The 25,127-nt window shown below is 29.9% G+C and carries 24 protein-coding genes; 21 read left to right on the forward strand and 3 right to left on the reverse strand.

Going from position 1 to position 25,127, the window contains the following annotated elements; all coding sequences use genetic code 11:
• Positions 1-102 precede the first annotated feature (102 nt).
• The 3 genes from larC to A7L45_RS00955 all read left to right on the forward strand — a co-directional run bounded on the left by larC (position 103) and on the right by A7L45_RS00955 (position 4,093).
• A complete protein-coding gene (larC, locus tag A7L45_RS00945; protein ID WP_071611034.1) occupies positions 103-1,425 on the forward strand; it encodes a nickel pincer cofactor biosynthesis protein LarC in 1,323 nt (440 codons plus the stop codon).
• A gap of 55 nt (positions 1,426-1,480) precedes the next feature.
• Positions 1,481-2,227, forward strand: coding sequence for a nickel pincer cofactor biosynthesis protein LarB (gene larB / locus A7L45_RS00950; RefSeq protein WP_071611035.1), 747 nt, complete (start codon positions 1,481-1,483; stop codon positions 2,225-2,227).
• Between the two features lie 234 nt (positions 2,228-2,461).
• Positions 2,462-4,093: an NAD-dependent malic enzyme gene (locus A7L45_RS00955; protein WP_071611036.1), complete on the forward strand. Its 1,632-nt coding sequence runs from the start codon at positions 2,462-2,464 to the stop codon at positions 4,091-4,093.
• A 20-nt stretch (positions 4,094-4,113) separates the two neighbouring features.
• Here the strand turns inward: A7L45_RS00955 and A7L45_RS00960 are convergent, their stop codons facing one another.
• The gene (locus A7L45_RS00960) at positions 4,114-4,983 is read right to left on the reverse strand and encodes a LysR family transcriptional regulator (RefSeq protein WP_071611037.1); all 870 of its coding nucleotides are present in this window, start codon (positions 4,981-4,983) and stop codon (positions 4,114-4,116) included.
• Between the two features lie 648 nt (positions 4,984-5,631).
• On the opposite strand from A7L45_RS00960, the gene A7L45_RS00965 reads away from it, so the two are divergent.
• The 4 genes from A7L45_RS00965 to A7L45_RS00980 are packed head-to-tail and all read left to right on the forward strand — an operon-like array spanning position 5,632 to position 8,791.
• Positions 5,632-6,312, forward strand: a complete 681-nt coding sequence (locus tag A7L45_RS00965; protein ID WP_071611038.1) for an ABC transporter ATP-binding protein — start codon at positions 5,632-5,634, stop codon at positions 6,310-6,312.
• A gap of 29 nt (positions 6,313-6,341) precedes the next feature.
• Complete coding sequence (locus A7L45_RS00970) at positions 6,342-7,142, forward strand: hypothetical protein (protein WP_170288088.1); 801 nt, start codon at positions 6,342-6,344, stop codon at positions 7,140-7,142.
• Positions 7,143-7,150: 8 nt separating this feature from the next.
• Positions 7,151-7,963 (forward strand): DUF2705 family protein, encoded by an 813-nt coding sequence (locus tag A7L45_RS00975; RefSeq protein WP_071611040.1) that lies wholly within the window; start codon positions 7,151-7,153, stop codon positions 7,961-7,963.
• A gap of 21 nt (positions 7,964-7,984) precedes the next feature.
• Complete coding sequence (locus tag A7L45_RS00980; RefSeq protein WP_071611041.1) at positions 7,985-8,791, forward strand: hypothetical protein; 807 nt, start codon at positions 7,985-7,987, stop codon at positions 8,789-8,791.
• Between the two features lie 176 nt (positions 8,792-8,967).
• Here A7L45_RS00980 and A7L45_RS00985 read toward each other — a convergent pair whose 3' ends face one another.
• Positions 8,968-10,098: a glycosyltransferase family 4 protein gene (locus A7L45_RS00985; protein ID WP_071611042.1), complete on the reverse strand. Its 1,131-nt coding sequence runs from the start codon at positions 10,096-10,098 to the stop codon at positions 8,968-8,970.
• A 180-nt stretch (positions 10,099-10,278) separates the two neighbouring features.
• Between A7L45_RS00985 and A7L45_RS00990 the strand changes: the two genes are divergently transcribed.
• From A7L45_RS00990 to A7L45_RS01005, 4 genes are read left to right on the forward strand one after another with little or no spacing between them, the layout of a single operon-like run.
• Entirely contained in the window at positions 10,279-11,289 is a 1,011-nt protein-coding gene (locus A7L45_RS00990) for a CotS family spore coat protein (protein ID WP_071611043.1), read from the forward strand.
• A gap of 4 nt (positions 11,290-11,293) precedes the next feature.
• The gene (locus A7L45_RS00995) at positions 11,294-11,518 is read left to right on the forward strand and encodes a hypothetical protein (protein WP_084647311.1); all 225 of its coding nucleotides are present in this window, start codon (positions 11,294-11,296) and stop codon (positions 11,516-11,518) included.
• Between the two features lie 51 nt (positions 11,519-11,569).
• Complete coding sequence (locus tag A7L45_RS01000; protein ID WP_084647312.1) at positions 11,570-12,334, forward strand: hypothetical protein; 765 nt, start codon at positions 11,570-11,572, stop codon at positions 12,332-12,334.
• Positions 12,335-12,366: 32 nt separating this feature from the next.
• The gene (locus A7L45_RS01005; RefSeq protein ID WP_071611044.1) at positions 12,367-13,422 is read left to right on the forward strand and encodes a CotS family spore coat protein; all 1,056 of its coding nucleotides are present in this window, start codon (positions 12,367-12,369) and stop codon (positions 13,420-13,422) included.
• Between the two features lie 53 nt (positions 13,423-13,475).
• On the opposite strand, the gene A7L45_RS01010 is transcribed toward A7L45_RS01005, so the two are convergent.
• Positions 13,476-14,609, reverse strand: coding sequence for a glycosyltransferase family 4 protein (locus tag A7L45_RS01010; RefSeq protein WP_071611045.1), 1,134 nt, complete (start codon positions 14,607-14,609; stop codon positions 13,476-13,478).
• 139 nt (positions 14,610-14,748) lie between these two features.
• Between A7L45_RS01010 and A7L45_RS01015 the strand changes: the two genes are divergently transcribed.
• The 10 genes from A7L45_RS01015 to spoIIR all read left to right on the forward strand — a co-directional run bounded on the left by A7L45_RS01015 (position 14,749) and on the right by spoIIR (position 25,072).
• Positions 14,749-15,753: a CotS family spore coat protein gene (locus A7L45_RS01015; RefSeq protein ID WP_071611046.1), complete on the forward strand. Its 1,005-nt coding sequence runs from the start codon at positions 14,749-14,751 to the stop codon at positions 15,751-15,753.
• 119 nt (positions 15,754-15,872) lie between these two features.
• Positions 15,873-16,787, forward strand: a complete 915-nt coding sequence (gene yabG / locus A7L45_RS01020) for a sporulation peptidase YabG (RefSeq protein WP_071611047.1) — start codon at positions 15,873-15,875, stop codon at positions 16,785-16,787.
• Between the two features lie 247 nt (positions 16,788-17,034).
• A complete protein-coding gene (locus tag A7L45_RS01025) occupies positions 17,035-17,271 on the forward strand; it encodes a Veg family protein (RefSeq protein WP_071611048.1) in 237 nt (78 codons plus the stop codon).
• Between the two features lie 282 nt (positions 17,272-17,553).
• Positions 17,554-19,116, forward strand: a complete 1,563-nt coding sequence (locus A7L45_RS01030; RefSeq protein ID WP_071611049.1) for a DUF3794 and LysM peptidoglycan-binding domain-containing protein — start codon at positions 17,554-17,556, stop codon at positions 19,114-19,116.
• A gap of 200 nt (positions 19,117-19,316) precedes the next feature.
• Entirely contained in the window at positions 19,317-20,159 is an 843-nt protein-coding gene (ispE, locus tag A7L45_RS01035) for a 4-(cytidine 5'-diphospho)-2-C-methyl-D-erythritol kinase (protein ID WP_071611050.1), read from the forward strand.
• Positions 20,160-20,364: 205 nt separating this feature from the next.
• On the forward strand, positions 20,365-20,556 hold the full coding sequence (locus tag A7L45_RS01040; RefSeq protein ID WP_071611051.1) for a CLC_0170 family protein: 192 nt from the start codon (positions 20,365-20,367) through the stop codon (positions 20,554-20,556).
• A 47-nt stretch (positions 20,557-20,603) separates the two neighbouring features.
• Positions 20,604-22,064, forward strand: a complete 1,461-nt coding sequence (locus tag A7L45_RS01045; RefSeq protein WP_071611052.1) for a spore germination protein — start codon at positions 20,604-20,606, stop codon at positions 22,062-22,064.
• Between the two features lie 37 nt (positions 22,065-22,101).
• Positions 22,102-23,217 carry a GerAB/ArcD/ProY family transporter gene (locus A7L45_RS23645; protein WP_084647313.1) on the forward strand — a complete coding sequence of 372 codons (1,116 nt, stop codon included), beginning with the start codon at positions 22,102-22,104 and terminating at the stop codon, positions 23,215-23,217.
• A complete protein-coding gene (locus A7L45_RS23650; RefSeq protein ID WP_071611053.1) occupies positions 23,207-24,382 on the forward strand; it encodes a Ger(x)C family spore germination protein in 1,176 nt (391 codons plus the stop codon). The genes A7L45_RS23645 and A7L45_RS23650 overlap by 11 nt, the downstream gene beginning before the upstream one ends.
• Positions 24,383-24,442: 60 nt before the next feature.
• Positions 24,443-25,072: a stage II sporulation protein R gene (gene spoIIR, locus A7L45_RS01060; protein ID WP_071611054.1), complete on the forward strand. Its 630-nt coding sequence runs from the start codon at positions 24,443-24,445 to the stop codon at positions 25,070-25,072.
• The last annotated feature ends 55 nt before the right edge of the window (positions 25,073-25,127 follow it).

The following is a 25,127-nucleotide window of genomic DNA, read 5'->3' on the forward strand; positions in this document are numbered from 1 at the left end:
GACAATTTTCTTCTTTTCTTTTATTTTAAAGAAAAAATTATCCTATATTATTTATTTATTTGGTACAATGTAATAAATATAAAAGAAATGGAGTGGGTTAGAATGAAAATACTTTATTATGATTGTTTTTCAGGTATTAGTGGGGATATGAATTTAGGAGCATTACTAGATTTAGGTATAGATGAGAAATATTTAATAGATGAATTAAGTAAGCTTAATTTAAATGGGTATGAAATAAAAGTATCAAGAGATATTAGAAAGGGCATAGAGGGAACCAAGGTGGATGTGCTTTTACAAGAGCATAGCCATGGGCATTCTCATGAGGAGGTTAGTGAGTTACATCTTCATGGGCACCATCACGATGATGCTCATGGTGAACATAATCATGAACATATCCACAATGACAATGAAGGCGACCATATGCATGTGCATGCAAGTATTGAGCATATTCATAAGGATCAAAGAAATCTTAATGATATAGAGAAAATTATAAATTTAAGTGAGTTAAATTCTAAAGTTAAAGAATTAAGTATGGAAATATTTATGAAGGTTGCGCTAGCTGAAGCAAAGGTTCATGGAAAACCCTTATATGAAATCCATTTTCATGAGGTGGGAGCGGTAGATTCTATAGTGGATATAGTGGGAGCTGCTATTTGTTTAAATTATTTAAATGTTGATAAAATAATGAGTTCTTCTGTAGAGCTTGGTGGTGGGTTCGTTAAGTGTGCTCATGGTCTTATACCAGTTCCAGCGCCTGCTACTGTTGAGATTTTAAAGGGGATTCCAGTAAAACTTGGAGCAGTGCCATTTGAAACTACAACCCCTACTGGAGCTGCAATTCTTGCAGCTAATGTCTGTGAATTTAAAGATGATAATAATTTTATTATAAATAAAATTGGTTATGGCATAGGGAACAGAGATACTGAAATACCTAATGTATTAAGAGTCATGTTAGTAGAGGAAGTAGAGAAAGTAAGTAACGAGGAATATGATGATGTAACAGTTGAGCAAATCATTGAATGTAATATAGATGATATGAATCCTGAGTTATATGAGTATATTATTGATATGGTTTTTAGCGAAGGTGCTTTGGATGCATATATAACTCCAATTATAATGAAAAAAGGAAGACCAAGCGTAAAAATAAGTATTTTATGTGAGGAAGATAAAACTACAAGGATGAAGGAAATACTGTTTAGAGAAACTACTACCCTTGGAGTAAGAAGTTTTAAAGTAGATAAAACAAAACTTAAAAGGGAGTTTATTAAAGTAAATACTAGTTACGGCGAAGTTACCGTAAAAGAATCTTATTATAAAGGCAAAAAAATAAAAAGCAAGTTTGAATATGAAGAATGCAAGAGAATAGCTAAAAGTACCGGGGTACCTATAAGTGAAGTATACGAGAAATTAAGAAATGAAATATAATATTATACTAAAGGATAAAATAAGGGAACTTTAAATTTAAAAAGGTGGGTGACATATGAATTCAAAAGAGATGGAGAACTTTCTTAAAAATATAAAAAATGGTGATATATCTATTGAAGATGGTATGGATAAGTTAAAAGATCTGTCTTATTCAGATTTAGGGTTTGCAAAAATAGATAATCATAGAGAACTTAGAGTTGGTTATCCAGAGGTTATATATTGTGAAGGTAAAACTGTGGAGCAGATAAAAGGAATAGTAAGTCTAATGCTTACTAAGGATGTTAATATTCTTGGCACAAGGGCTACCAAGGTTATGTATGAGGGTATTAAAGAAATATGTGGTGATGCCCAGTATAATGAACTTGCAAGGACAATTGTAATTAAAAGAAAGGAGACTGAACCATCGAGCACATATATTGCACTAGTAACAGGAGGAACGTCTGATATACCTGTTGCGGAAGAAGCCGCTGTTACTGCTGAAATTTTTGGAAATAGAGTTGAGAGAATTTATGATGTAGGTGTAGCTGGTATTCATAGGCTTTTTGATAATTTAGACGTTATAAGGCGCGCTAAGGTAATTATCACTGTGGCTGGGATGGAAGGAGCACTAACAAGCGTTGTTGGAGGCTTAGTTGATAAACCAGTTATAGCTGTTCCTACAAGCGTAGGGTACGGAGCTAGCTTTAAAGGGCTTGCTGCACTGCTTAGTATGTTAAATAGCTGCTCTAGTGGAGTAAGTGTTGTTAATATAGACAATGGTTTTGGAGCGGGATATTTAGCAAGCATTATAAATAAATTATAAACTATATTTAGAATTTATCTAAGGATAAAGATAAGTTATTCTCTTAACCGATGGTCATTATAGCCTTTGGTTAAGTGAGTAACTATTTTTTTTGTTAGAGATAAAGTATCATCATATTTGCCAGGTTATAAATTTTTTTTATAACGTAATAAATAATATATATTTGTTATAAAAAAAAATAAAAGTATAATAGAGTTAAATATAAAAGAAAAAAATTAAAAGGAGTGGTATTAAATGATAAATTTAAAAGGCCAAGACTTATTAAGAAATCCTTATTTAAACAAAGGAACTGCGTTTACAAAGGAAGAAAGAAAAAAGTATGAACTTATAGGATTATTACCAAACGATGTAAGAACTATTGAGCAGCAAGAACAGATAATTTATCAAAGAGCTAAAGATTTTGAAGATAAATTAGAAAAACGTAATTACCTTATGAACTTATATGACACTAACAAAACACTTTTCAGCTATGTTATAAGTAAACATATTACTGAATTTCTTCCTGTAATATATACTCCAACTATAGGTGATGCAGTAATAAACTATTCAAAAATCTATGATACTCCAAAGGATGCCGTTTTCCTTTCAATAGATCATCCCGAAGACATTAAAAAATCTATTGAGAACTCTTTAAAGGATCTTGATGAAATAAAATTGATTGTTGTTACTGATGGTGAAGGAGTTCTTGGAATAGGTGATTGGGGTGTTCAAGGAGTTGATATATCCATAGGAAAGCTTGCCGTATATACGGTAGCTGCAGGTGTTAATCCTAAAAATGCTCTTCCTATAGTAATAGATTCTGGAACAAACAACGAATCACTTTTAAATGATCCACTTTATCTTGGAAATAAACACAAAAGAGTCACTGGAGAAAAATACTATGACTTTATTGATAAATTTGTAAAGATTGTTCTTGAGTTATTTCCTGAAGTACTTCTTCATTGGGAAGATTTTGGGCGTGGCAATGCAAGTGCCATTCTTGAAAATTACAGATCAAAAATTTGTACGTTTAATGACGATATACAGGGGACTGGGGTAATGATGGTATCAGCAATGAGTGCTATTGGCGAGGTTACTGGTATACCAATTAAGGATCACAAAATATTAGTTTTTGGTGGTGGTACTGCGGGGATAGGTATATCAGATCAAATATTACTTGAAAAAATGCAAAGTGGATTATCAGAGGAAGACGCAATAAAGCAATTCTATCTTGTTGATCGCTTTGGTCTCATTACGCAAGATATGGATAATCTTACTGAGGGTCAGAAAAAGTATGCAAGAGCCAGAGGTGAATTTAAAAAACCACTTACTAATCTTGCTGAGATAGTAGAGGCTACTAAGCCTACAGTACTTATTGGAACTTCTGGAGTACCTGGTGCATTCACAGAAGAAGCCGTAAGAAAAATGGCAGAGTTAAATGAAAAACCTGCTATTATGCCTATTTCAAATCCTACTAAACTTGCAGAAGCAAAAGCTACAGACTTAATAAAATGGACAGATGGCCGTGCATTAGTTGTAACTGGAAGCCCCTCTGAACCAATTGAGCATAATGGGGTAACATACACTATTGGTCAAGCTAATAATGCGTTATTATATCCTGGATTAGGACTTGGTATAATAGTTGCAAAAGCTAAAACTGTATCCGATGGAATGTTATCTGCAGCCGCTCATGGAATAGCATCTCTTCAAGATTTTTCAAAGCCTGGAGCTGCAATTTTACCTTCAGTTGAAAAAGTTAGAGAAGCATCAAAACTTGTAGCAATTGCTGTGGTGAAGCAAGCAATTAAAGAAGGGTTAAACCAAATTGAAATTGTAGATGTTAAAAAGGCAGTGGAGGATAGTATTTGGGAACCAATTTACAAATAAAATAGATTAAGGGGCTGTTTTTACTTTTTAAGCAGTATCCCCATTATTTCTTTTTCAATAGAAGTCATATAATGTTCTTTTTTTACAACAAAAGATATATAAAAATTTATAACTGGAACTAGAGAGACTGTTTTTATTGATGACATATTTTCAACTGCCATATTGATCATTATTCCTATACCAACTCCAGAAGCTATTAGGGATTTTGCTGTTTGTATTTCAGTTGTGTAATAGAAATTTTTCATGTCAACACCATTTTCCAAACAAAGATCTTTTATTACTTTATTATGAATATATGAATCACCTAGGACCGTAAAACGCTCATCTTTAAGTTCGCTAAAGTTAACTTCAGGTTTATTTAAAAGTGGGTGACTATTACTTGTACAAACCATGAATTGGTCTGTTTTTAAAATAGTGGTATTAAGGTCATTATCTTTTAAAGGCGCAATGGAACCTATTAATGCAATATCAACTTGACCAGAATCTAGTAACTTTTTCATCGCTGTGGAACCTGTTTCAACAAGTTCAATATGGTTCACAAGACCATTTATATCTAACACCTTCATGAAAGGCGGGAAAAAATAAGCGCCAATCATCGGTGGAACTCCTAATTTTATTTTTGCTCCGCTTATTCTTGATATTTCAAGTTTTGCTGCTTTTAATTCATGTAGAACATTGTATGCTCGTTTCTCAAGGATTTTTCCAGCTTCAGTTAAGGAAAGTTGTGCTTTAGAATGATCTCTAATTACAAGTCTTTCTCCAAGTTCTTTTTCAATTTTATGTAGTGCCATTGTTATTGAAGGCTGGGAAACAAAAAGCATTTCTGCAGTTTTTGTGAAACTTTTATTTTGGCATAAATAATAAAAATATTCTAAATCTCTTATATTCATATATCACAACTCCTTAACAGATCAGCATACACTATTAATTTATATTAAGCAAATAATATTATAAGTTAATAATGTATGATTTGTATACTTTAACCGATATTACCATATAACTATAGATTGTATGGTACAATTGGGTTAAACTTGTAGTTATATATGAGGTGAGGAGGTATTCCAATGGAAAATAGAGCGGGAATAGTAGCTATTCTTTTAGGCGCAGTAATAACAGCGTGGACAGTGGGAAAGACCTGGTTTGGTAAAAAAAATAAATAAATTTAGTAAGTATGTTTCTTGAATTATCAAACATATTCAAGATAGTATATTGAATCAAAAGGAAAAAGTCATCTGGAATTCAGGTGACTTTTTCCTTTTATTAAATATGGTGTTTTTGTATTAATATGGATAGTAATTTAGAGGGCACGCCTTGGTAATAGGGAATATTAAACTATATTATAAGTTTTTGTATACTTTTCGATTGCCTAATCGTAATACTAATAGAGGGTTTTATAAATTTGTTTTAATTAAATATCTTTGATATGTGAAGAAATTGTAGATTTTATTATTAGATAATAAAAATAAATACTATTTAATATCTAATATGTTATGGTTCGAGTTAAAAAAATAAATTATATAGAAAAGAGGATGAGAATATTGGAAAATAAAAAAATATTATCTTTAACGGGAGTTTCTAAAAAATTTAAAGGAATAGAAATATTAAAAAATATTAATTTGAGTATAAATAAAGGTGAAGTAGTTGGAATCATCGGAACTAATGGCTGTGGAAAAACAACATTACTTAGAATAATAATGGGGCTTATCTATCCTAATGAAGGTGAAGTTATTGTTGATGGGAACAAAGTTTTACCAGGACTTTTAGGGGGACTACCAACAAATGTAGGGGCTCTAATTGAAAACCCTATATTTTTGCAGCATTTTACTGGATATACAAATTTACATATGTTGGCGTCTATTCGTAATGTTATTAATGATGACGATATAAGATCAGTTATTAAGCTAGTGGGGTTAGATAATAACAATAAAAAGTCTGTTGGAAAATACTCTTTAGGTATGAGGCAAAGATTAGGAATTGCACAAGCTATAATGGAAAACCCAGTACTTGTACTTTTTGATGAGCCTACTAATGGATTAGATTCAAATGGGGTGGAAATATTTTCAAACATTGTTAAGAGTATGAAAAGTAAAGGTTCAAGTTTTATTATTGTATCACATAGAAAAGAGGAAATTGATGAATTGTGTCATAGCATATATAAAATCGATGGTGGTAGTTTAACTATATTAAGAGATTTAGATAATAATGATGGTGTGCAATGATTACGTGCATGATTAAACACTATTTTTCTTTGAATTATAAAAAAAGGATTTATACTTTTGCTATGTTATTTGTTTTAACCATACTCTTAAAATATCTTGCTCCAGGAGATTGCCTGCCTAAAGGAGCGCCATTAGTTTTTTGGGACTTTCTATTTATTTACTTTTCATACCCATTAGTAATGATTTTAGTGATGCCTATAATTTACTGTTATTTAATTGGCGATATATTTACAAGGGATTGTGAAGGTGGCTACATAGAGTTTTTCTTATCCAGAATATCTAATAGAGTATCATACTTTATATCAAAAGTCGCAATTGTATTTATAACATCAAATTTGCTGTTTTTATGTTGCTTAGTTAATATAATTATTATTTCGCTCGTATATAAGTTACCATTTAAAGGTGAATATTATTACGATGTAGTAACATGCTCAATAAAATCTGGAAATAATATTATTACCACTTTAGCGATTCAATATGGATTATTTATTTTAACATTAAGTACATTAGGACTTATTATATTAATTATATCTTTGATATTTAATAATTCATTTTATAGTTTTGTGGGAGTAGGATTACTTGTGATACAAGGAACTCTGGCTATTTTTCATGATCAATCTCAGATGTTTTTTTCTCCGATTGTTCAAGGGAGGTTAGCGAATCATTCTACATTCTTTCCTTATAGAACTTTATCTTCAGGTAAGCCAGATTTGACATTTCAAAGTTTTACGGTAATTTATTCAATGAAATTTTTAGGTCTAATGCTAATATTACTTTTTGTTATAGGTTGTTTTAAGATTAGAACTATGAATTTATCTAAGAAAGGTTAAGATAACTAATGAAACGATTAATTGTAAACGAACTTTATTCATGCTATAAAAAAAGGAATGTTTATATATTAGTACTGTTATTCCTAAATATATTACTACAAGTATATATACTAATAGATACTAAAAATATAGAGAAAGTGGATGCTACAAGCACAGATGGAATTTTAAAAGTATGCGGAGGCCTCGATAAAATTTTTTATCTTCCAAATCTATTTCAATGGATATTGTTAATTGGTATTTTACTTTTGTTAGTTCAATCTAGCACAAGTATAATTGGTGGTTTTGATGTGCTTTTATTGACAAGAGCTGGCTCAAAATTAAGATGGTGGACTGCTAAAATATTATCTTTAATATTAATAACTTTTATTTTCACTATACTGTTAATGGTTATAACTAAATTTTTATCACACATAGCTTTTCCAGCTTTTAATAAATGGGGTACATATACTTATTTATATTATCCTAAAATTTTTGCTTCAAGCATTAATCCTCATAAAATGGAGTTTATCATTTTTTGTGTTTTACTCACAGGATTTATTGCTATAACAACATTATTTCAAACAATAAACTTAATTTTCAATAAGTATGCAAATAGTTATATAGTAATATTAATCTTATGTATAATGCTTGGAGTATTATACATGCAGGGAATAATCCCCAGAATAGTATCACCAATTAATTATCCATCAACCATAGATATAGCTCCAAATATTGGATCATATCTAAAAAGTATTGAAATGAACATTGTATTATTTTTAATAAACATAGTTGTTTCGATTATATTTGTAACACACAATGATTATACAGCTTCAAAAAATTAGAAGAACTAAGGAGTATTTAATATGGTTAAAAGATTTTTAAAAATAGAATTTATAAGAATTTGTAGGTGGCAAACATTATTAGCTTTTATAATTTTCATGGGAGCTTTTATTCATATATCAGTTATGAATAAACCTAACTTTTCGTTAAATCAAAGTAATTTCTTTATTGGCTATTTCAAAGCTTTATGCGTACCTATGCATAGTTATATGTCTTTAATCTTTCCTTTAGTAATTATATTAATATTTGGTGATTCATTGTTTTTAGATTACAAAACAAGTTTTCTCCAATTTTCACTTTCGAGAATAACTCATAAAGAATTTATTAGATATAAAACTATAGCTATATCTTTAGTATCATTTATAGTTACATTAGGATTTCAACTGGTTGCATTCTTGTACAGTATTATTACAAGTCCATATCACTTGCCTACGAAACCACTTGTAGAAGGTCACATAATACCTACTGTTTCATTAGATCTATATGTAAGCAATCCATTTATTTACATTTTTATAGTGATGATACTCTTTAGTATTATTTCTATGGTCATAACTGTTTCAGGTCTTATAACATCAAATATATTTAAAAATATATTTGCAGTTCAAGGTATCCCATGGATTATGTATATATTTATTGGCGAATTATTAATATGTGCAGTAAATGGAACTAGTATTTATTTTCATATTAGTCCAATACAAATGATTGGATATTGTTTATTTGATGAAAATTATAGTTTTATAGAAATTTTTCTATATTGGATTATACTTTGGATAGTATCATATTTTGCTACATATAAACTATTCATGAGAAAATTTAGATTAAGTTTGTAACTTTATGTGTTAGGCATAGTTATTTTAGAGATGATCCTCGGATGGCAAAATATAAGGATACATTTGAAAAAACGTATGAACTAAATATTATATTGAAATCCCATTTAGAATTTTTTAATGGGATTTCTTGTTTAGATTTTTATTACAATGCACGTAAAGGAAAAATAATACTTTTACTATGATGTAAATTCACTATTATAAACACTCTCATAGACTTTAAGAGTAAGGCTCGCAGTGTTTTGCCATGAAAATTGTTTAGCTCTTAGTAATGCCTTAGCACTAAGTTCAGATCTCAAATTTTCACTACTTAAAAGGTTCCCTATGGCAAAAGCGATACTTTCAATATCATAGGGATTTATTAAAATGCCAGTGTCGCCTACAACTTCTGGAATGGAGGTAAGATTAGAGGCTATAACAGGAGTTCCACAATTCATTGCCTCAAGTGGGGGAAGTCCAAACCCTTCATAAAAAGATGGATAGATGAGGGCATCACAGCTGTTATAAAAAAGAGGTAAATGCTCTTCAGGTACGAAACCTGCGAAAATAACATGAGATAACATGTTTAGTTCATTTGTAAGTTTCATTAATTTTTGACCGGAGTCTCTATAATCACCTACAATAACTAAATCGTAATTTTCACTTAAATCTTTATATACTTTAGAAAAAGCAGTTATTGCAGATGCTACATTTTTTCTTTCGCTAAAACCACCGAGATAGAGTAAAAATGGGTTATTTAAATTATATGCTTTTTTTAAAAAGTTTTTACAGTGAAGTCTATCAAGTGGTGCATATTTTGCGTCCGCAGCCAATGGAGTTACGAAGATTTTAGACTCGTCTATTGGGAAATATTTAAGAATATCTCGTTTTGAAAATTCAGACACTGTTATTATTCCATCAGAGTTACCTACAATTATTGGCATCTCTTTTAAAAATTTCAGTAAATAACCTCGTCCGACTGTTTCAGGCATAACGTATGGAATCAAATCATGGATAGTGACTACTTTCTTACAAGATATTGCCTGCGAAAAACCTATGCCGTTTTGTGGCATATGATATATATCTATGTTTTCTTTTGAAATATTTTCTGGGAAATAATAATCCTCAAAGAATCTTTGATGTTTTTTTGATGTCATTATTATTTTGCAGTTCTCTTTTTTTATACTTTCAAAATTATTTCCTGACCAAAAAATGTGGTAATTATTAGAAGAATCTATGGTGATTAAATTTTTAAGTATATTTTCTGTATAAGTCCCGATACCAGTTCCATTATATAAATTGATGCCTCTAGCATCAATTGCAATCTTCATAGGATTCACTCCTTAAAATTATTAAAAAAGCCTTATGGTTAAAAGAATTTATTAAAAATATTATATATATTAATATACTATTTTAACTTAAAAAGTGTGTCATTTGAGCAAATATAATTGTGCACAAATCATTCTAAATGTACATATATTGCAGTAGAACAATAATTTGGAGGCATTGATTTGGAAATAGAAGAGGTAAAGGAGATAGTAAAGGATAATTACTCTCTTAATATTGATAATATAGAAAAAATAAAAAACGTTTATAGGATAGAAACTAGAGATAATAAGTATTGTTTAAAAATAGTTAATTATGAACTTGGTCATTTTTTATTTATTATTGGCGCAATAAAACATTTGCAGAATAATGGATTTCAAAGTATACCTGAAATTATTGAGACTAATGATCAAAATGAGTATATAACACTCCAAAATAAATATGCTTATTTAACACTATGGGTAGATGCAAGGGAATGTGATTACGATAACCTAGAAGAAATAAAACTATGTACATCAAAACTTGCAGAGCTTCATAAAAAAAGTCTGAATTTTAAAGTCACACCTGATATGAAACCTAGAATAGCATGGCTTAAGTGGATAGAAACTTTTAAAACTCGAGGAAATGAGATATTGGATTTTAAGAGGAGGATAAGTGAAAAAAAATGTTTAACAGAATTTGACAGTAACTATTTGAAAATTATGCAAGGTGAGCTAGAAAGGTGTAATAAAGCAGTAAATAACCTGTATAGAAGCGAATACGTAAGTAAGATGAAGGAAGAAATTAAACATAGGGGGTTCTGTCATCATGATTACGCGCATCATAATGTGTTACTTGAGAAAAGTGGGGGCGTGAGTGTAATTGATTTTGATTATTGCATCTTAGACACTCATTTACATGATTTAAGTAGTCTTCTAATAAGGAGAATGAAAAACGGTAAATGGAACCTTGAAAATGCACTTTTCATAATGTATGAGTATGATGAGACATTTCCAATATACAAAAGTGACATAGAGGTAATGGCAGCGTTTATGGAATTTCCTCAAGAGTATTGGCAAATAGGAATTCAATATTATTGGGAAAAAAAGGATTGGGGAGAAGAGTTTTTCTTAAAGAAACTTGAAAAGATGAATGAGGACAAAGATGATAAACAAATTCTTATTGATAAGTTTAGAAAAATAAAATATGGGAGGTAACATTATGGGGAAAAGCAAAAAAGAGATGTGTATGGATGAGCCTGAATTTGACATAAGTGAAGTAGAAGAATCTACCGTTGAGGAATATGATATGAAGCTTGACAATATGAAGGATGAAGTTAAAAAACTTAAAAAAATAAGGAGAAGACAAAAAAAACTTAATGAGTTAGAGTTTCAGCATAAGGAAATTTTAAGAAAAATGGATAAAAGTTGTAAAAAGAACAAATAACATCGTGCTATAGTAAATAGCAATTAATAGATTGAATTTGAGGTGGTGCAAGTGGCAATAAGCATCTATAATGATTTTTCTGACTATATGATGTTTAAGGATATTAAAAAGGCAAATGTTATTGAGTTTGAATATAAAAATGCAGAGATAGACATACCAGAAGAATTAGTAATAAAGCAGTTTGTTGCTATTTATACAGTACATGAAAAATGTAGGGGGTTTAACGGTTATCTTAGAAATAGATTAAATAACAACACGGGTAAAACAGTAGAAGATTATAAAAAATCTATCAAAAAGCTTACTGTAGATATAAATAACATTAAAAAAGATGGACCTCAAAATTCATTTGAAGAAATAATTATTAAATATGGGGAAAAAGTTATTGATAGAGGAGAAGAGTGTATAAGGAAAGTGAAGGATTCAAATTATTTAGAAATTATAACAAGAAGTATGAGGCGGTCTGAAATATGCTTAGGGAATACAGATTTTCAAAACCTTAGGAAGAGTGATTTTATTTACGTGGTTGATTTTAATAATTGTAGTTACAACATGGTGGAGATGGATTGTCTCCCTTTACTTAGTAAGTTAAAAAGAAAAGGAGCAAAGTTTGATTTTTGTAAGCTCGCTAAAGAATTTTGTTATATCGAAGGACTAGATGCTGATAGTGAAAAATTTTTAATAGCATTAATCTCATATCCTCATGAGTTCATGAAATGTTGTAATAGATATAGAACAGGTAAAAGAGTGTGGCATGAGGATAAGTTTTCACAGAGGATTAAAAAAGCTTTAGTTCAAGATGGAGATCCTTTATTTTAAATTAGTAAAATGGAAACTAGAGAGGTGACAATATGTTAGACGTCAGATACAAAGATAAGGCGTATTTAAGTAAATATGATCTAGATATAAATTTATTTAGCAAATTTGATCTTGTGGTTTATGATGTTATTCCAGTAAGAAAGGTTTTTATACTTGATACAAACAAAGGTAATAAAGTTTTAAAAAAGGTAAACTATAGTATAGAGTTACTTGAGTTTATTAATTATGGTATTGAGTATATTAGAAATAATAATTTTGATAGAATTATTCAATTTGAAAAGACAAAATCCGAATTAATATATGTTCCATGGAAAAGTGATATATATTGCATTATGAATCTAGTAGAAGGGAGAGAGTGTGAGTATAGTAATCCAGTTGATGTAAATCTTGCATCTAAAGCAATAGCTGAGCTTCATAAAGCATCGCAAGGCCTTATGCATAAGGAAGAATTTGAAAGGCTACTTGCAAAGAATGAGCAGCGGTACTTAGGTGGTAAGATTATACAAAATTATAAAAATAAATTAGATGAACTTATGTTTTTTAAAAGCATAGCAACCTTAAATGAAAATAAAAATGAATTTGATGATATATTTTTAGAGCATGTAAAATATTACGCAGAAAATATAAAAAAAAGTTTAGATATTATTAAGGAATCAAATTATTACGAATTATGCGCTGAAAAAGAAAAAATCGTATTTTGTCATCACGATTTGGCTCATCATAATATATTAATTAATAAGGGAGAAGTGTATTTTTTAGATTTTGATTATGCTATTGTAGATTTAAGAGTTCATGACGTTTGTAATTTTATTAATAAAGTAATAAAAAATTTTTGTTATGATAAAGATAAATGTAGCAGTATTTTACAAGAATATACAGAGGTAAACCCATTAGATGATAGGGAACTCAAGGTGCTTTATGGTATGCTTAGTTTTCCAGAAGATTTCTATAGTATATCGAAAGACTATTATACAAGGAAAAAACAATGGAGCGAAGAGGTATTTTTAAATAGATTAAAGAAGAAAGTAGAGTATAAAGAGGATAGAGAAAAGTTTTTAGAAGACTTTAAAAATCATTATAATTGCTAGAAAAACCCCCACTTAGTGATAAAAGCACTATGTGGGGGTTTAAAGTAGTGAAATTATATTTTGTTTGTTTCTAGTATGTTTTGATAAGCAATTAGAGTGTTTGCGGCTGTATTATCCCAAGTTAAGGTAGAGGCTCTTTTTAATCCTTTAGTTATAAGAGACTGCCTTAAGAGATCATCATGAAGTACATTGTACATTTTTTCACTTAACTCATTAATGTCATAAGGATTTACAAGAAGTGTTGAATCTTTAACTATTTCAGGTATAGATGTGACATTTGAGGTTATTACAGGTATTCCACAGGCCATTGCTTCAATTGGTGGTAGACCGAAACCTTCATAAAATGAAGGATATACAAAGAGCTCACAAGCATTGTACATGAAGGGTATATGGTTCATAGATATAAAGCCTGGAAAGACTACTTTATCATCAATGTGAAGAGCTTGTGCTCTTTTTTTATATATATCATAGGATTTACCTTTGTTACCTGCAATGACTAATTTAATGTCTTTTTTTAATCTTGGAAGAAGCATGCTAAATGAATCAAGTAATCCAAGAATATTTTTTCTAGGACTGAACCCTCCGATATATAAAATATAGTCCCCTGTAATAGAATAGTTTTTTTTAACTATAGATTTACTAAAAGTTTTATCATAGGGTTTATAAATATCCTCACTAGCTAAATAAGTAACGTATATCTTTTCCCGTGGAAAGTTAAAAGCTTTAATAATATCTTCTTTTGAATACTCCGACACAGTAATTATTCCATCACACATAGGAATGATGTTTGGTAATTTTTCATTGAAAATTTTAAGATATTGGTCACCTACGGTATCTGGCATTTTATATGGAATAATATCATGTAGTGTAATAACAAAGGGGCAATCTTTGCTAATAGGTAAACCAATGCCATTTTGAGGGACATGGTATATATCTATAGACTTGTCTAGTAATGGGTTAGAAATATTTACTTCATTCCAGAAGTTATCTTGTTTTTCCTGTTTAATAGGTTTTATATGGAAATTATTTTTAAATGGTATACCTAGATTACAGTCGTTTGGTACAAAAAGCGAATAATCATTGTAATTATCAATTTTATTTAAAGAGTTAATTAGTTGGTAAGAATAAGTTCCTATACCAGTTCCTCTATACCACTTTGCAGCTCTAGCATCAATTCCGATTTTCATTTTAAGACTCCTTAAACAACGATTTAATATATCTATATATTTTATTATATTAAAAGAAAGCATAAATGTTATTAAAATATTCAAGAATTTATTCTAAAATAAAATATTAGTAATATAAATGATATAGGGGGTGAGTAATATGATGAGGGAATTTGAAATTGAAAGACAGTATGGCATTAAAATAGAAAGTATACGTCCTAACAAGGGAGTGTATTTACTAAAGACAGATGATGGAGCTAAGTGTCTAAAAAAAATAAGTTACGGTACACAAAAACTTTTGTTTGTATACGGAGCTAAAGAACATCTTGCAAATAATGGCTTTGACAAGGTGGATAGATATTTTTTGAATACTGAAGGAAATCCTTATGCATTAGTTAATGAAGATATTTACACACTTTCAAAGTGGATAGATGGTCGCGAGTGTGATTTTCGAGATGAAGAGGATTTGGTTTTAGCTGCAAAAAACTTAGCTTTGATGCATATTGCATCAAAGGGGTATGATCCACCAGAAAACAGTAAGTTAAAAACAGATCTCGGAAGATGGCCAAATTTAATGGAAAAAAGAATAAAGTCATTTGATAAAATGCAGGGAATGATTAGAAAAAAGAAGAATTTTAAAACGGATTTTGATATGAACTATATTAGGAGTGTAGAGGATCAAAAGATGCTCGGAAAAAGAGCTATGGCGATACTCGAGGACTCAAGGTATTTTGACATATGTAGGCAAACAGAAGAAGAAAAAGGGTTTTGCCATCATGATTATACTTATCATAATATTATTGTTGATAAAAATAATGATGTAAACATAATTGATTTTGATTATTGCAAAAGAGAAGTAAAAGCATATGATTTATCTAATTTTTTAATCAAAATGCTTAAAAAGCAGGATTGGGACATAAAGTATGCTGAAATAGTATTAGAGGCATACAGTAGTGTAAATCCTCTGTCATTAGAAGAGTACAGACTTGTATATGCATTCCTAGTATTCCCACAACGTTACTGGAGACTTTGCAATAGATACTACTATAATGAAGTTACGTGGATTCAAAACACTTTTAACAAGAAGATGGAGGAATTAATTTCTGAAAAAGAAAAGTTTATGGTATTTATTGAAGATTATAAAAGAGTATACAATCAGAAATAGTATGAAGCACACCATTCATTAAAGTTATGTAGATGAAATATTTACATAACTTTTTCATGCTCACCTATTAGCTATAATTTCATAATATATAACATGAGATTAAATGTGGAGGTGGTTTTGTGAAAATAGGAGATATTGTAGTAAGGAAATCTTACGGCGGAGACATTACTTTTAAAATAAAGGATGTTGTGATTAGAGATAATAAAGAAGTGTTTTTACTTAAGGGAATAAATTTAAGAATAGAAGCGGACTCAACAAGTGATGATTTACAATTGGTATCGGAAGATGTTATTTATGAAATTGATAGGGTTTTTAACAAAAAAGTAAATGAATCTATTAAGAAGATATTAATTAATAGGGTTAAAGGAACTAGGGGAGATAAATCGGAAGCAATTGATTTTAAAGGAAAAATTAAAGAATTACAATCAAAAAAAGAAAAATACAAAGACTATAAAAATAAAAATATGACTTTTGGAAGACCAGGAAAAATATTGCATGTGGATGGTGACGCTGAATACTTAGAAGTGTGTCTAAAGACTTATAAACAGCTATCTTTGGATGCTGTAGGTAGAGTAATATCTGAAAAAGACCAAGCAAATGAGATATTAAATCTTGTTAAAGAAGTTAAGCCTGATATAGTAGTGATTACGGGGCACGATGGCATGGTGAAGGGAATAAATGATTATATGAATTTAGATAATTATAGAAATTCAAAATATTTTGTAGATACGGTTATTGCCCTTAGATCTTATAATAGTAACTATGATGATTTAGTAATCTTTGCAGGTGCATGTCAATCATGTTATGAGGCAATTTTAGATGCTGGTGCTAATTTCGCTAGTGCTCCAAATCGTGTTCTAATCCATTGTTTAGATCCTGTTTTAGTTTCAGAGAAGATAGCCTATACAAATATAGAAACTGTTGTAGCTATAGAAGACGTTATAGAAAATACTATAACAGGACTTGCAGGTATTGGTGGATTGCAAACTAGAGGTAAGTATAGAGAGGGGTTTCCTAAATCAAAATATATATAGATGGATATAATAAAGGGCTTTATATATAAAATATAATACAATTAACGTTAAACTGGAGTTTTAGCGGGTAATGGTTCATAAAATAGATGAAAATTAATTATATGACTAATAATCAATGAAAAATGAATTTTGTTAACATAAAATCAACATTGACAATATTGTTATAGTAGTGATAAAATGTTATGCCTACTTGACAAAAACAAAAATATGATATATAATATAAAATGTGGAAAGAGGGTGTTTTGCAGTGGAAAAAATTAATGTATTGACCTCAATAAAAGATGAAATTGAAAGTCATGTTGGCGAGAGAGTAACACTTAAAGCTAATGGCGGAAGAAGAAAAATTCTTGTGGATAATGGAGTTATTGAAAAGACATATCCAAATATTTTTGTTATTAGATTAGAAAAAGACACCCACAGGACTGTGACGTATAGTTATTCAGATGTTTTGACAAAGACGGTTCAAATAGTTTTTGCAGGATAAGCGATACTGTATCATAGTATCGTTTTTTATATTTATAAATTAATCTTATGAATTTAGGATTAACAAGGCATATATTAGGTGAAATGCATTTAGTTAGCGATAACAATGTGTTTTACATGATATATGTTTTTTTATTTAAAAAATATGATGAATTATGTTATACGATTATAAAAAATAGATATCATATTTTGATCACTGTTTATATATATATTATATAGTAGGTATTTTAGGAGGGTGGCGATATGTAAATGTTACCCCAATAGAAATACAAGGAGGTATAATATGGAGATAAATTTAATTAAGGAAAATATTGAATATGAACAATTACTAGGAGAGAACACTGTTGATACAGTGGTGAAAGAGGAATACGTGATACCGGATACTCATCCAGACGTAAAAGAAATTCTTATGTTAGATGTTAAAGTTTCTATAAACTCTAAAGAGATAATTCAAGATAAAGTATTTTTAGAAGGTGAAATTCAATATAATGTACTTTATATTACAAAAGATCAAGAGCGCAGTGATGTTGAAAATGTTGTATATAATTCTAAATTTTCAAATACAGTAGATATAGTGGGTGCGATGCCAGAAATGCTTTGTGATGCTGAGTGTTTTGTAGAACATATGGAGTGCAGAATAGTTAATGAGAGAAAAATATGCTTAGAGGGTATTTTAAAATCAAAATCTGAAATATATAAAAATTATAATTTCCAAATAGTTAAGGATATTGAAGCAGTTAAGGATGTACAATATTTAAAAAATCCTACTAGTATAGATAAAGTAACAAAGAATTTTGAAGGTGAACTTATTGGGAAAGCTAATATAAAAGTTCCAATGGAGAAACCAGAGATTGCTAAAATTATAAAGTGTGATGTTAGTATTCATAAAAAAGAAGTAAAATTATACGAAGGAAAAATTCAACTTAATGCATATGCGCTTATTAATATGATATATAAGGGCAAAGATAGTAGGGAACTAATTTATGTTGAACACGAAGTTATGGTAAATAAGGAATTAGATTTTGAAGACGTAAAGCCTTATATGGATAATTATACAGATTTCAAGGTAGATGCGATGGAGTATGATGTTAAGGAAGATGACTTAGGAGAAAAAAGAATTATTGATGTAGAGTTTATAATAAAAACTAATACACGAGGTATGTATAAAGAAGAAGTGGATATGATTGAAGATGTGTATTCACCAACTACGATGCTTGAGATGGATAAAAAAGATTACGGTCTTAATGTAATGCAAGGACAATTATTAACGGAGACATTAGTTAAGGGTGATATAGAATTAGATAGTAGTAGAAGCACTCCAAGTAAGATTATTATGACTAATGCGAATGTTTGTATAACGGATAAAAAGGTAATAGAGGATAAGGTTGTAGTTGACGGTATTATGAATGTAACGGTGTTATACAGAAGTGATGATGAAGAAAAATATTTATCCGCTGTGTCTGAGGAGATTCCTTTCACATGTGGAGCTGATATATTAGGATCTAAGATAAATATGAGCAGCATGTGTAGAGTATCAATGGAGAATATAAATGTAGATATTGAGGCAGGAAATATAGCGGTTAGGGCTGTTGTAAAAGTGTATGTACGTGTAAATTATATGGTGCAAAAAAAATTCTTAGTTGATGTTTTTCCAATAGAGGGTGAAGTACCTACGAAAAGAGCTAGTGTTACTATTTATGTAGTTCAAGTTGCGGATACATTGTGGAAAATAGCTAAAAAATATAATACTACAATTCAAGACATTGCAAGAGTTAATCAAATAGAAGATCCTAATGTTATAAAAGTTTCGCAAAAACTTATAATACCAGGTAGAATAATTATATAACTAAAATGCCTTTGCCAACTTAGAAAAACTGATATTTATTTTAAACGGAATTAGCCCTAATGTGTTGTAAATAACACATTAGGGCTTTAATTATAGTATCTTATTTTAAATTATGTGTAGCAATATTAATTTTGTTGTAATATACTAATTTTAATGACAATATTGTATGAGAAACTGTTAATAAGAGTTGGAGGAAAATCATGTTAGTAAAAGCTTATGGAAAAATAAACATATCTTTAGATGTAGTAGGTAAAAGAGAAGACGGGTATCATCTACTAAAAATGATTATGCAAAATGTAGATTTATATGATTCTTTGTCCTTTCAAAAATGTAATAAGGGTATTAATATAAGCTGTAATAAACCTTACATACCTACAGATGAGAAAAATTTAGTATATAAAGCTGCAAAACTTTTTATGGATACTTATGATATTCATGAAGGCATAAACATATATCTTAAAAAAAATATCCCGGTTGCCGCAGGTATGGCGGGTGGTAGTGCAGATGCAGCAGCTGTTTTAAGGGCGCTTCCGCAGATATTTAAAATAGATGTGGATGTTAATGAACTTATGAAGCTTGGAGTAAAAATAGGGGCAGATGTTCCTTATTGCATAATGGGAGGAACTGCATTATGTGAAGGGATAGGAGAGATTATTACTCCCCTTAAGCCATTTAAAAATCAGATTTTAGTACTGGTAAAACCTAGTTTTGGGGTATCAACAAAGGAAGTTTTTAAAAATTTAGATATTTCCAAAATTTTTAAGCATCCAGATACTGATGCAATAATTAAGGCTATGGATGACGAAAAGGTAGAGGATGTATGTAACGGCATGAAAAACTTGCTTGAAAATGTTACTTTAAGAAAATATCCCGTGCTTAAAAGGATAAAAGAAGATATGATTAAAATGGGTGCAATGGGTTCTATGATGAGTGGAAGCGGACCTACGATATTTGCTTTCTTCGACGATATGTTAAAAGCCCAAAGATGTTATGATAAATTTAAAATTCAATATAAAGAAATATATTTAACAAGAACAATTTAAATGTAATTTTTTAGGGGAATATAAGAACGTGTAAAAATCATTCGTGATTTTTGCACGTTTTTTATATTTATTATCATGTATCAAGTGAATATTTTTCGTAAGTGTCGTAAAAACTAGCTGTATAAAATAAAAATAAAAATATTCAAGTATAGATTTTTCATAACTTGAATTAATTTGTTAATTACACTAAAAGAAGGAGTGACAAATGAGAATATTAGGTTTGTTTGATATATATTTTTTAGCAATGATGCTGATTGAAGGCGCCGTTGTAATTAGCGTAGATGCTAGATTTTTTAAGGAGTCTGGTAGTGTGATTCTTAGTAGAAAAGCGCACACAGTAGGCTGGATTTCAATAATTATAGCTATCATTCTATTTATACTAAGGTGGATATTTTAATAAGTCAGGATATTTAGACCATACATATATGTAAGGAAGTGAAGCTTATGAAGGAAATAATAAACGATAAAATTGAATTAAAAGCAGAAAAAAACATTAAATACCTAAAAGAGCTTTTACAAGATAACTCGGATATGATTTTTAGAACTTTTAATGTAGGAAAGTGGGAGGCATCGTTAATCTATATAGATGGAATGGCAGATAAACTGCTACTTGATCATTATGTGTTAGAGCCACTAATGCTTGCCGCAAATGGAATAGATAATGTAGAACAAATAAAAGACAATGTGCTTGCAGTCACTGATATGCGAGAAGTGAAAAAAATGAGTGAAGGAGTTAATGCTGCACTTTCTGGTGACACATTAATGTTTATAGATGGGTTAGACTGCGCCTATGTTATTGCTTCGCGTTCTTGGCCTGCTAGAGGGGTAGGCGATCCATCTGGTGAAACCGTAATTCGCGGAGCTAGGGAAGGGTTTACAGAAACTATAAGATTTAATACCGCGTTAATTAGAAGACGGATTAGAGATACTAGGCTACGAATTAAACGTAAAACCTTAGGGACTAGATCTAAAACAGATGTGGTTATTATGTATATAGATGATATCGCAAATAAAGGAGTACTTGATGAGCTTGAGCACCGAATCGATAAAATAAACATTGATGCAGTTTTTGATAGTGCATACATTGAGCAGTTAATAGAGGATAATAAATATTCTCCTTTTCCTCAAATACAAAGTACAGAGAGACCGGATGTAGTCGCTGCAGCTTTATACGAGGGAAGAGTAGCACTTCTTGTAGATAATTCTCCGTTTGCAATTATCGTTCCAGCTACATTACCTAATTTATTTCAATCGCCTGATGATTATTATCAGAGATGGATGCATGGTTCTATGGTTAGATTTATAAGAATGGTTTCTATTTTTATTTCTCTTACCGCGCCAGCACTTTATGTAGCAATCACATCCTATCATGCAGATATTATACCTACCAAATTAGCCTACGCTATAGCAGCATCCAGGGAAGGTGTTCCATTCCCGGCATTTATAGAGGCTATAATCATGGAAATATTTTTTGCTCTACTTATGGAGGCCGTGGTTAGGTTACCAAGGCCCATTGGAGCGACTATTGGTATAGTTGGAGGACTTGTTATAGGGCAGTCGGCAGTAAGTGCAGGAATAGTTAGTCCAATAATGATAATTATCGTGGCAATTACTGCAATTACTACATTTGTAACCCCCAGCTTTGAGGTCTCTATGGCTTTTAGATTTGTTAGATTTTTCCTTATAGTAGCTTCGGCAATTATAGGTTTCTATGGAATAATGATTGGACTTATTGTACTTCTTATTCATCTAGTTAGAATGAAAAGCTTTGGAGTACCTTATTTAGCTCCAGCAGTTAATACCAATATTAAAGATTTGAAAGATATGTATATTAGAGAGCCAATATCTGAACTAAAAGAGAGGCCTAAATATATGGAGACGGGAGATAAAATAAGACAGAAATAGATTGAATCGCTTTTTATTTGGAGGTGAACATTATATTATGGCAGATAGAGAAAAAGTTGAGGATTTTGGATTATTTACAACCATTGTGGTAGCGATAGTTGGTGTAGGAATTTTTTCTGCCCCAAGGGAAGTCATAAATAAAGTAGGCAGTGATGCATGGATAGTTACTATAATTTGTGGGATAGTAATTTCTTTATTATTGTATCTTATATACAAGGTAATGAAGAAAAATAACTTTGAGGATCTCACAAGTATACTACAAAATAATTTTGGTAAGTTCTTCGGAGGGATGGTTGCTATTGCTTTTTCAATTTATAGCATATTCATTGTGTCCCTTGGAATGAGGGAATTTGTCGAAGTAATTAAACTATATTTATTAAGACGAACTCCTACAGAATTTATTTTAATGATCACTATTTTGACCGGGACATATTTAGTAAGAGGGGAAATAGGTGATTTAATTAAGTTTAATGAAATATCATTTTGGGTTATGTTTATTCCAGCATTTGCAGTTTTAATACTCACTGTAATAAATGCGGACTTCACAAACTTATTACCAGTACTTCACAATAAGCCATCTGAATATTTTAAGGCTTCTAAATATATTCTGTTTTGTTTTGGAGGAATAGAAATAACATACCTTGTTCTTCCGTATGTTAAAAATAAAAAAGATTGTTTAGGTGTGTTAAAAAAGAGTGTAATATTTGTAACAGTCTTTTATTTGATAATAATGATTTTTGTTTTAGCTGTGTTTTCAAAAGCACAGAGTAAAGTGTTATTATGGCCGACTATTACTATGATAAAGTCATTAGATATACCAGACACGTTTATAGAACACTGGGAAGGGGTAGTAATGGCATTTTGGATATTCTTTTATTTCACAACATTTGTTAATACTTATTTCTTCTCATGTGAAATTGTAAAAAATGTAGTTAAGTTAAAGGATACTAAGTTATCTTCACTTTTAATTATGCCTATTATTTATGTCATAGCGTTATATCCAAAAAATATAGCTGAAATTTATAATTTACAATTTAAAACTACTCCCGTTTTATTAACAGCGATATTTATTTTTGTAGTGTTACCGATCCTCATTTTAATTATAGGCAAAGGTAAAGATCGCGGAAGGGGGGAAAGCAAAGATGAAATTTAAAAAAATTTTACCGATCATTCTAAGTTGTATTTTATTAAGTGGATGCTGGGATAAGGTGGAAATTGATAGGCGAAACTTTATATCTACTATAGCTGTTGACACTGGAGAAGATATTGGCAAAGAGAAAATGTTAAAGGATATTAAATCTGATGATCCATTTCCTGAGAGGCAAATTAAAAAGATCAATGTAACTTATGGATTTCCAGACATGAGTATGCTCGTAACAGGAAAAAGTGAAGGTGCTTTGGATAAATATATTAATACTGATGCATCTTCCATGGAAGATGCATATTCTGAAGCTACAGCTAAGAGCAGTAAAGATATATTCATGGGACATACAAAGCTTTTAATATTAAGTAGCAATTTATTGAAACATAAGGATACGGTTAAAGAAATAATCGATTATTTGCAGCGAGACCCTAGCATAAATAGGATGATGCAGGTAGTTGTTTCAGACGGTTTAGCGCAGGATTATGTAAAATTTAAACCTATGACTGAAAATAGTACGCAATACTATATTTCAGGACTTATGGATAACAGCAAGAAAAATTCTAGGATTATGAGTACTACTTTAAATGAATTTCTTATATTATTAAGTGAAAATGGCAATGCGTTATTACCTAGAATAACGATAGATAAGCAAAAAAATGAATTGATGTTAACAGGTGCTGCCATAATTCGAGATTATGAACTAAAAGGATATTTTACGCCACTTGAATTACTAGACATTCAAATGCTAAATGGTAAGTTTAAAGTTGGTAAAAAAGTTATTTATGTAGATGGTCATCCTGTCGATTATGTTATAGATGGATATACAAGGAAAATGAAAGTTATTCAGGAAGGTAGTAAGTTAACTATTAATGTAAATATCAATCTTGAGGGACAGATAAATGAATATTATGTAGGTAAAAAAATACTTGATAAAGGAGAGCTGCAAAGGTTACAGAATAATTTTAATAAGTCTATTAGTAAAGAGTGTGAAAAAATCATGGAAATTGCTATAAAAGAATTTGGGATAGATCCATTTGGTACTAGAGAATATATAGAAAAATTCAAACCAGATTTATGGAGCAAAATAGAGAAAAATTGGAATGAGGAGTATAAAAAAATATCAGTAAAGGTAATTGTTAATACTGAAATTAGAAGAATCGGAGCAGTTCAGTGAATATAATTACATAATATGGTAAAGATATTAATATAAACATTATATCCGGGGGGAATAAACATGAAAAAATTTATATTAACAAGTTTTGCCGTAATGATTATAATTTTCATAGCTTTAAATTCAACGAGTTTAAGTGGGAAGGCAAGTCAAAGTGATGTTGCGAGTAAACTTATAAGATTTCATGTAATAGCTAATAGTGATGATAAAATAGATCAAAATTTAAAATTAAAAGTAAGAGATTCTGTTTTAAAATATATATCACCAAAAATTGTGGATTGCAAAAATATAAAAGAGTCAAGAAAGATTATAAATAATGAAAATAAAAATATAAAAAAAATTGCAGAAAGAATTATAAAAGAAAATGGATTTAAATACTCAGTGGTTACATCTCTATCAGAGGAGTATTTTCCGGTTAAAACCTATGGGAATATAACTTTGCCTCAAGGCAAATACGAGGCTTATAGAATAATTATTGGAACGGGCAAAGGAAAAAACTGGTGGTGTGTAATGTTTCCACCACTATGTTTTGTAGATATTACAAAAGGTAACGTATCTTATGAAAAAACTGAAAAAGAAATGAAAACAGTATTATCGGATGATGAGTATAAAATGGTAGACAATACTGTTAATAGCAAAAAAATAATCGTTAAATTTAAACTAGGAGAAATTTTCACTAAATTATTTAGCTAAGTATAAATTAAATAGCGAATAGAGTATATAAAAATTAATATATTTTATATACCAC

This window comes from Clostridium estertheticum subsp. estertheticum (assembly GCF_001877035.1).
Classification (GTDB): Bacteria; Bacillota; Clostridia; order Clostridiales; family Clostridiaceae; genus Clostridium_AD; species Clostridium_AD estertheticum.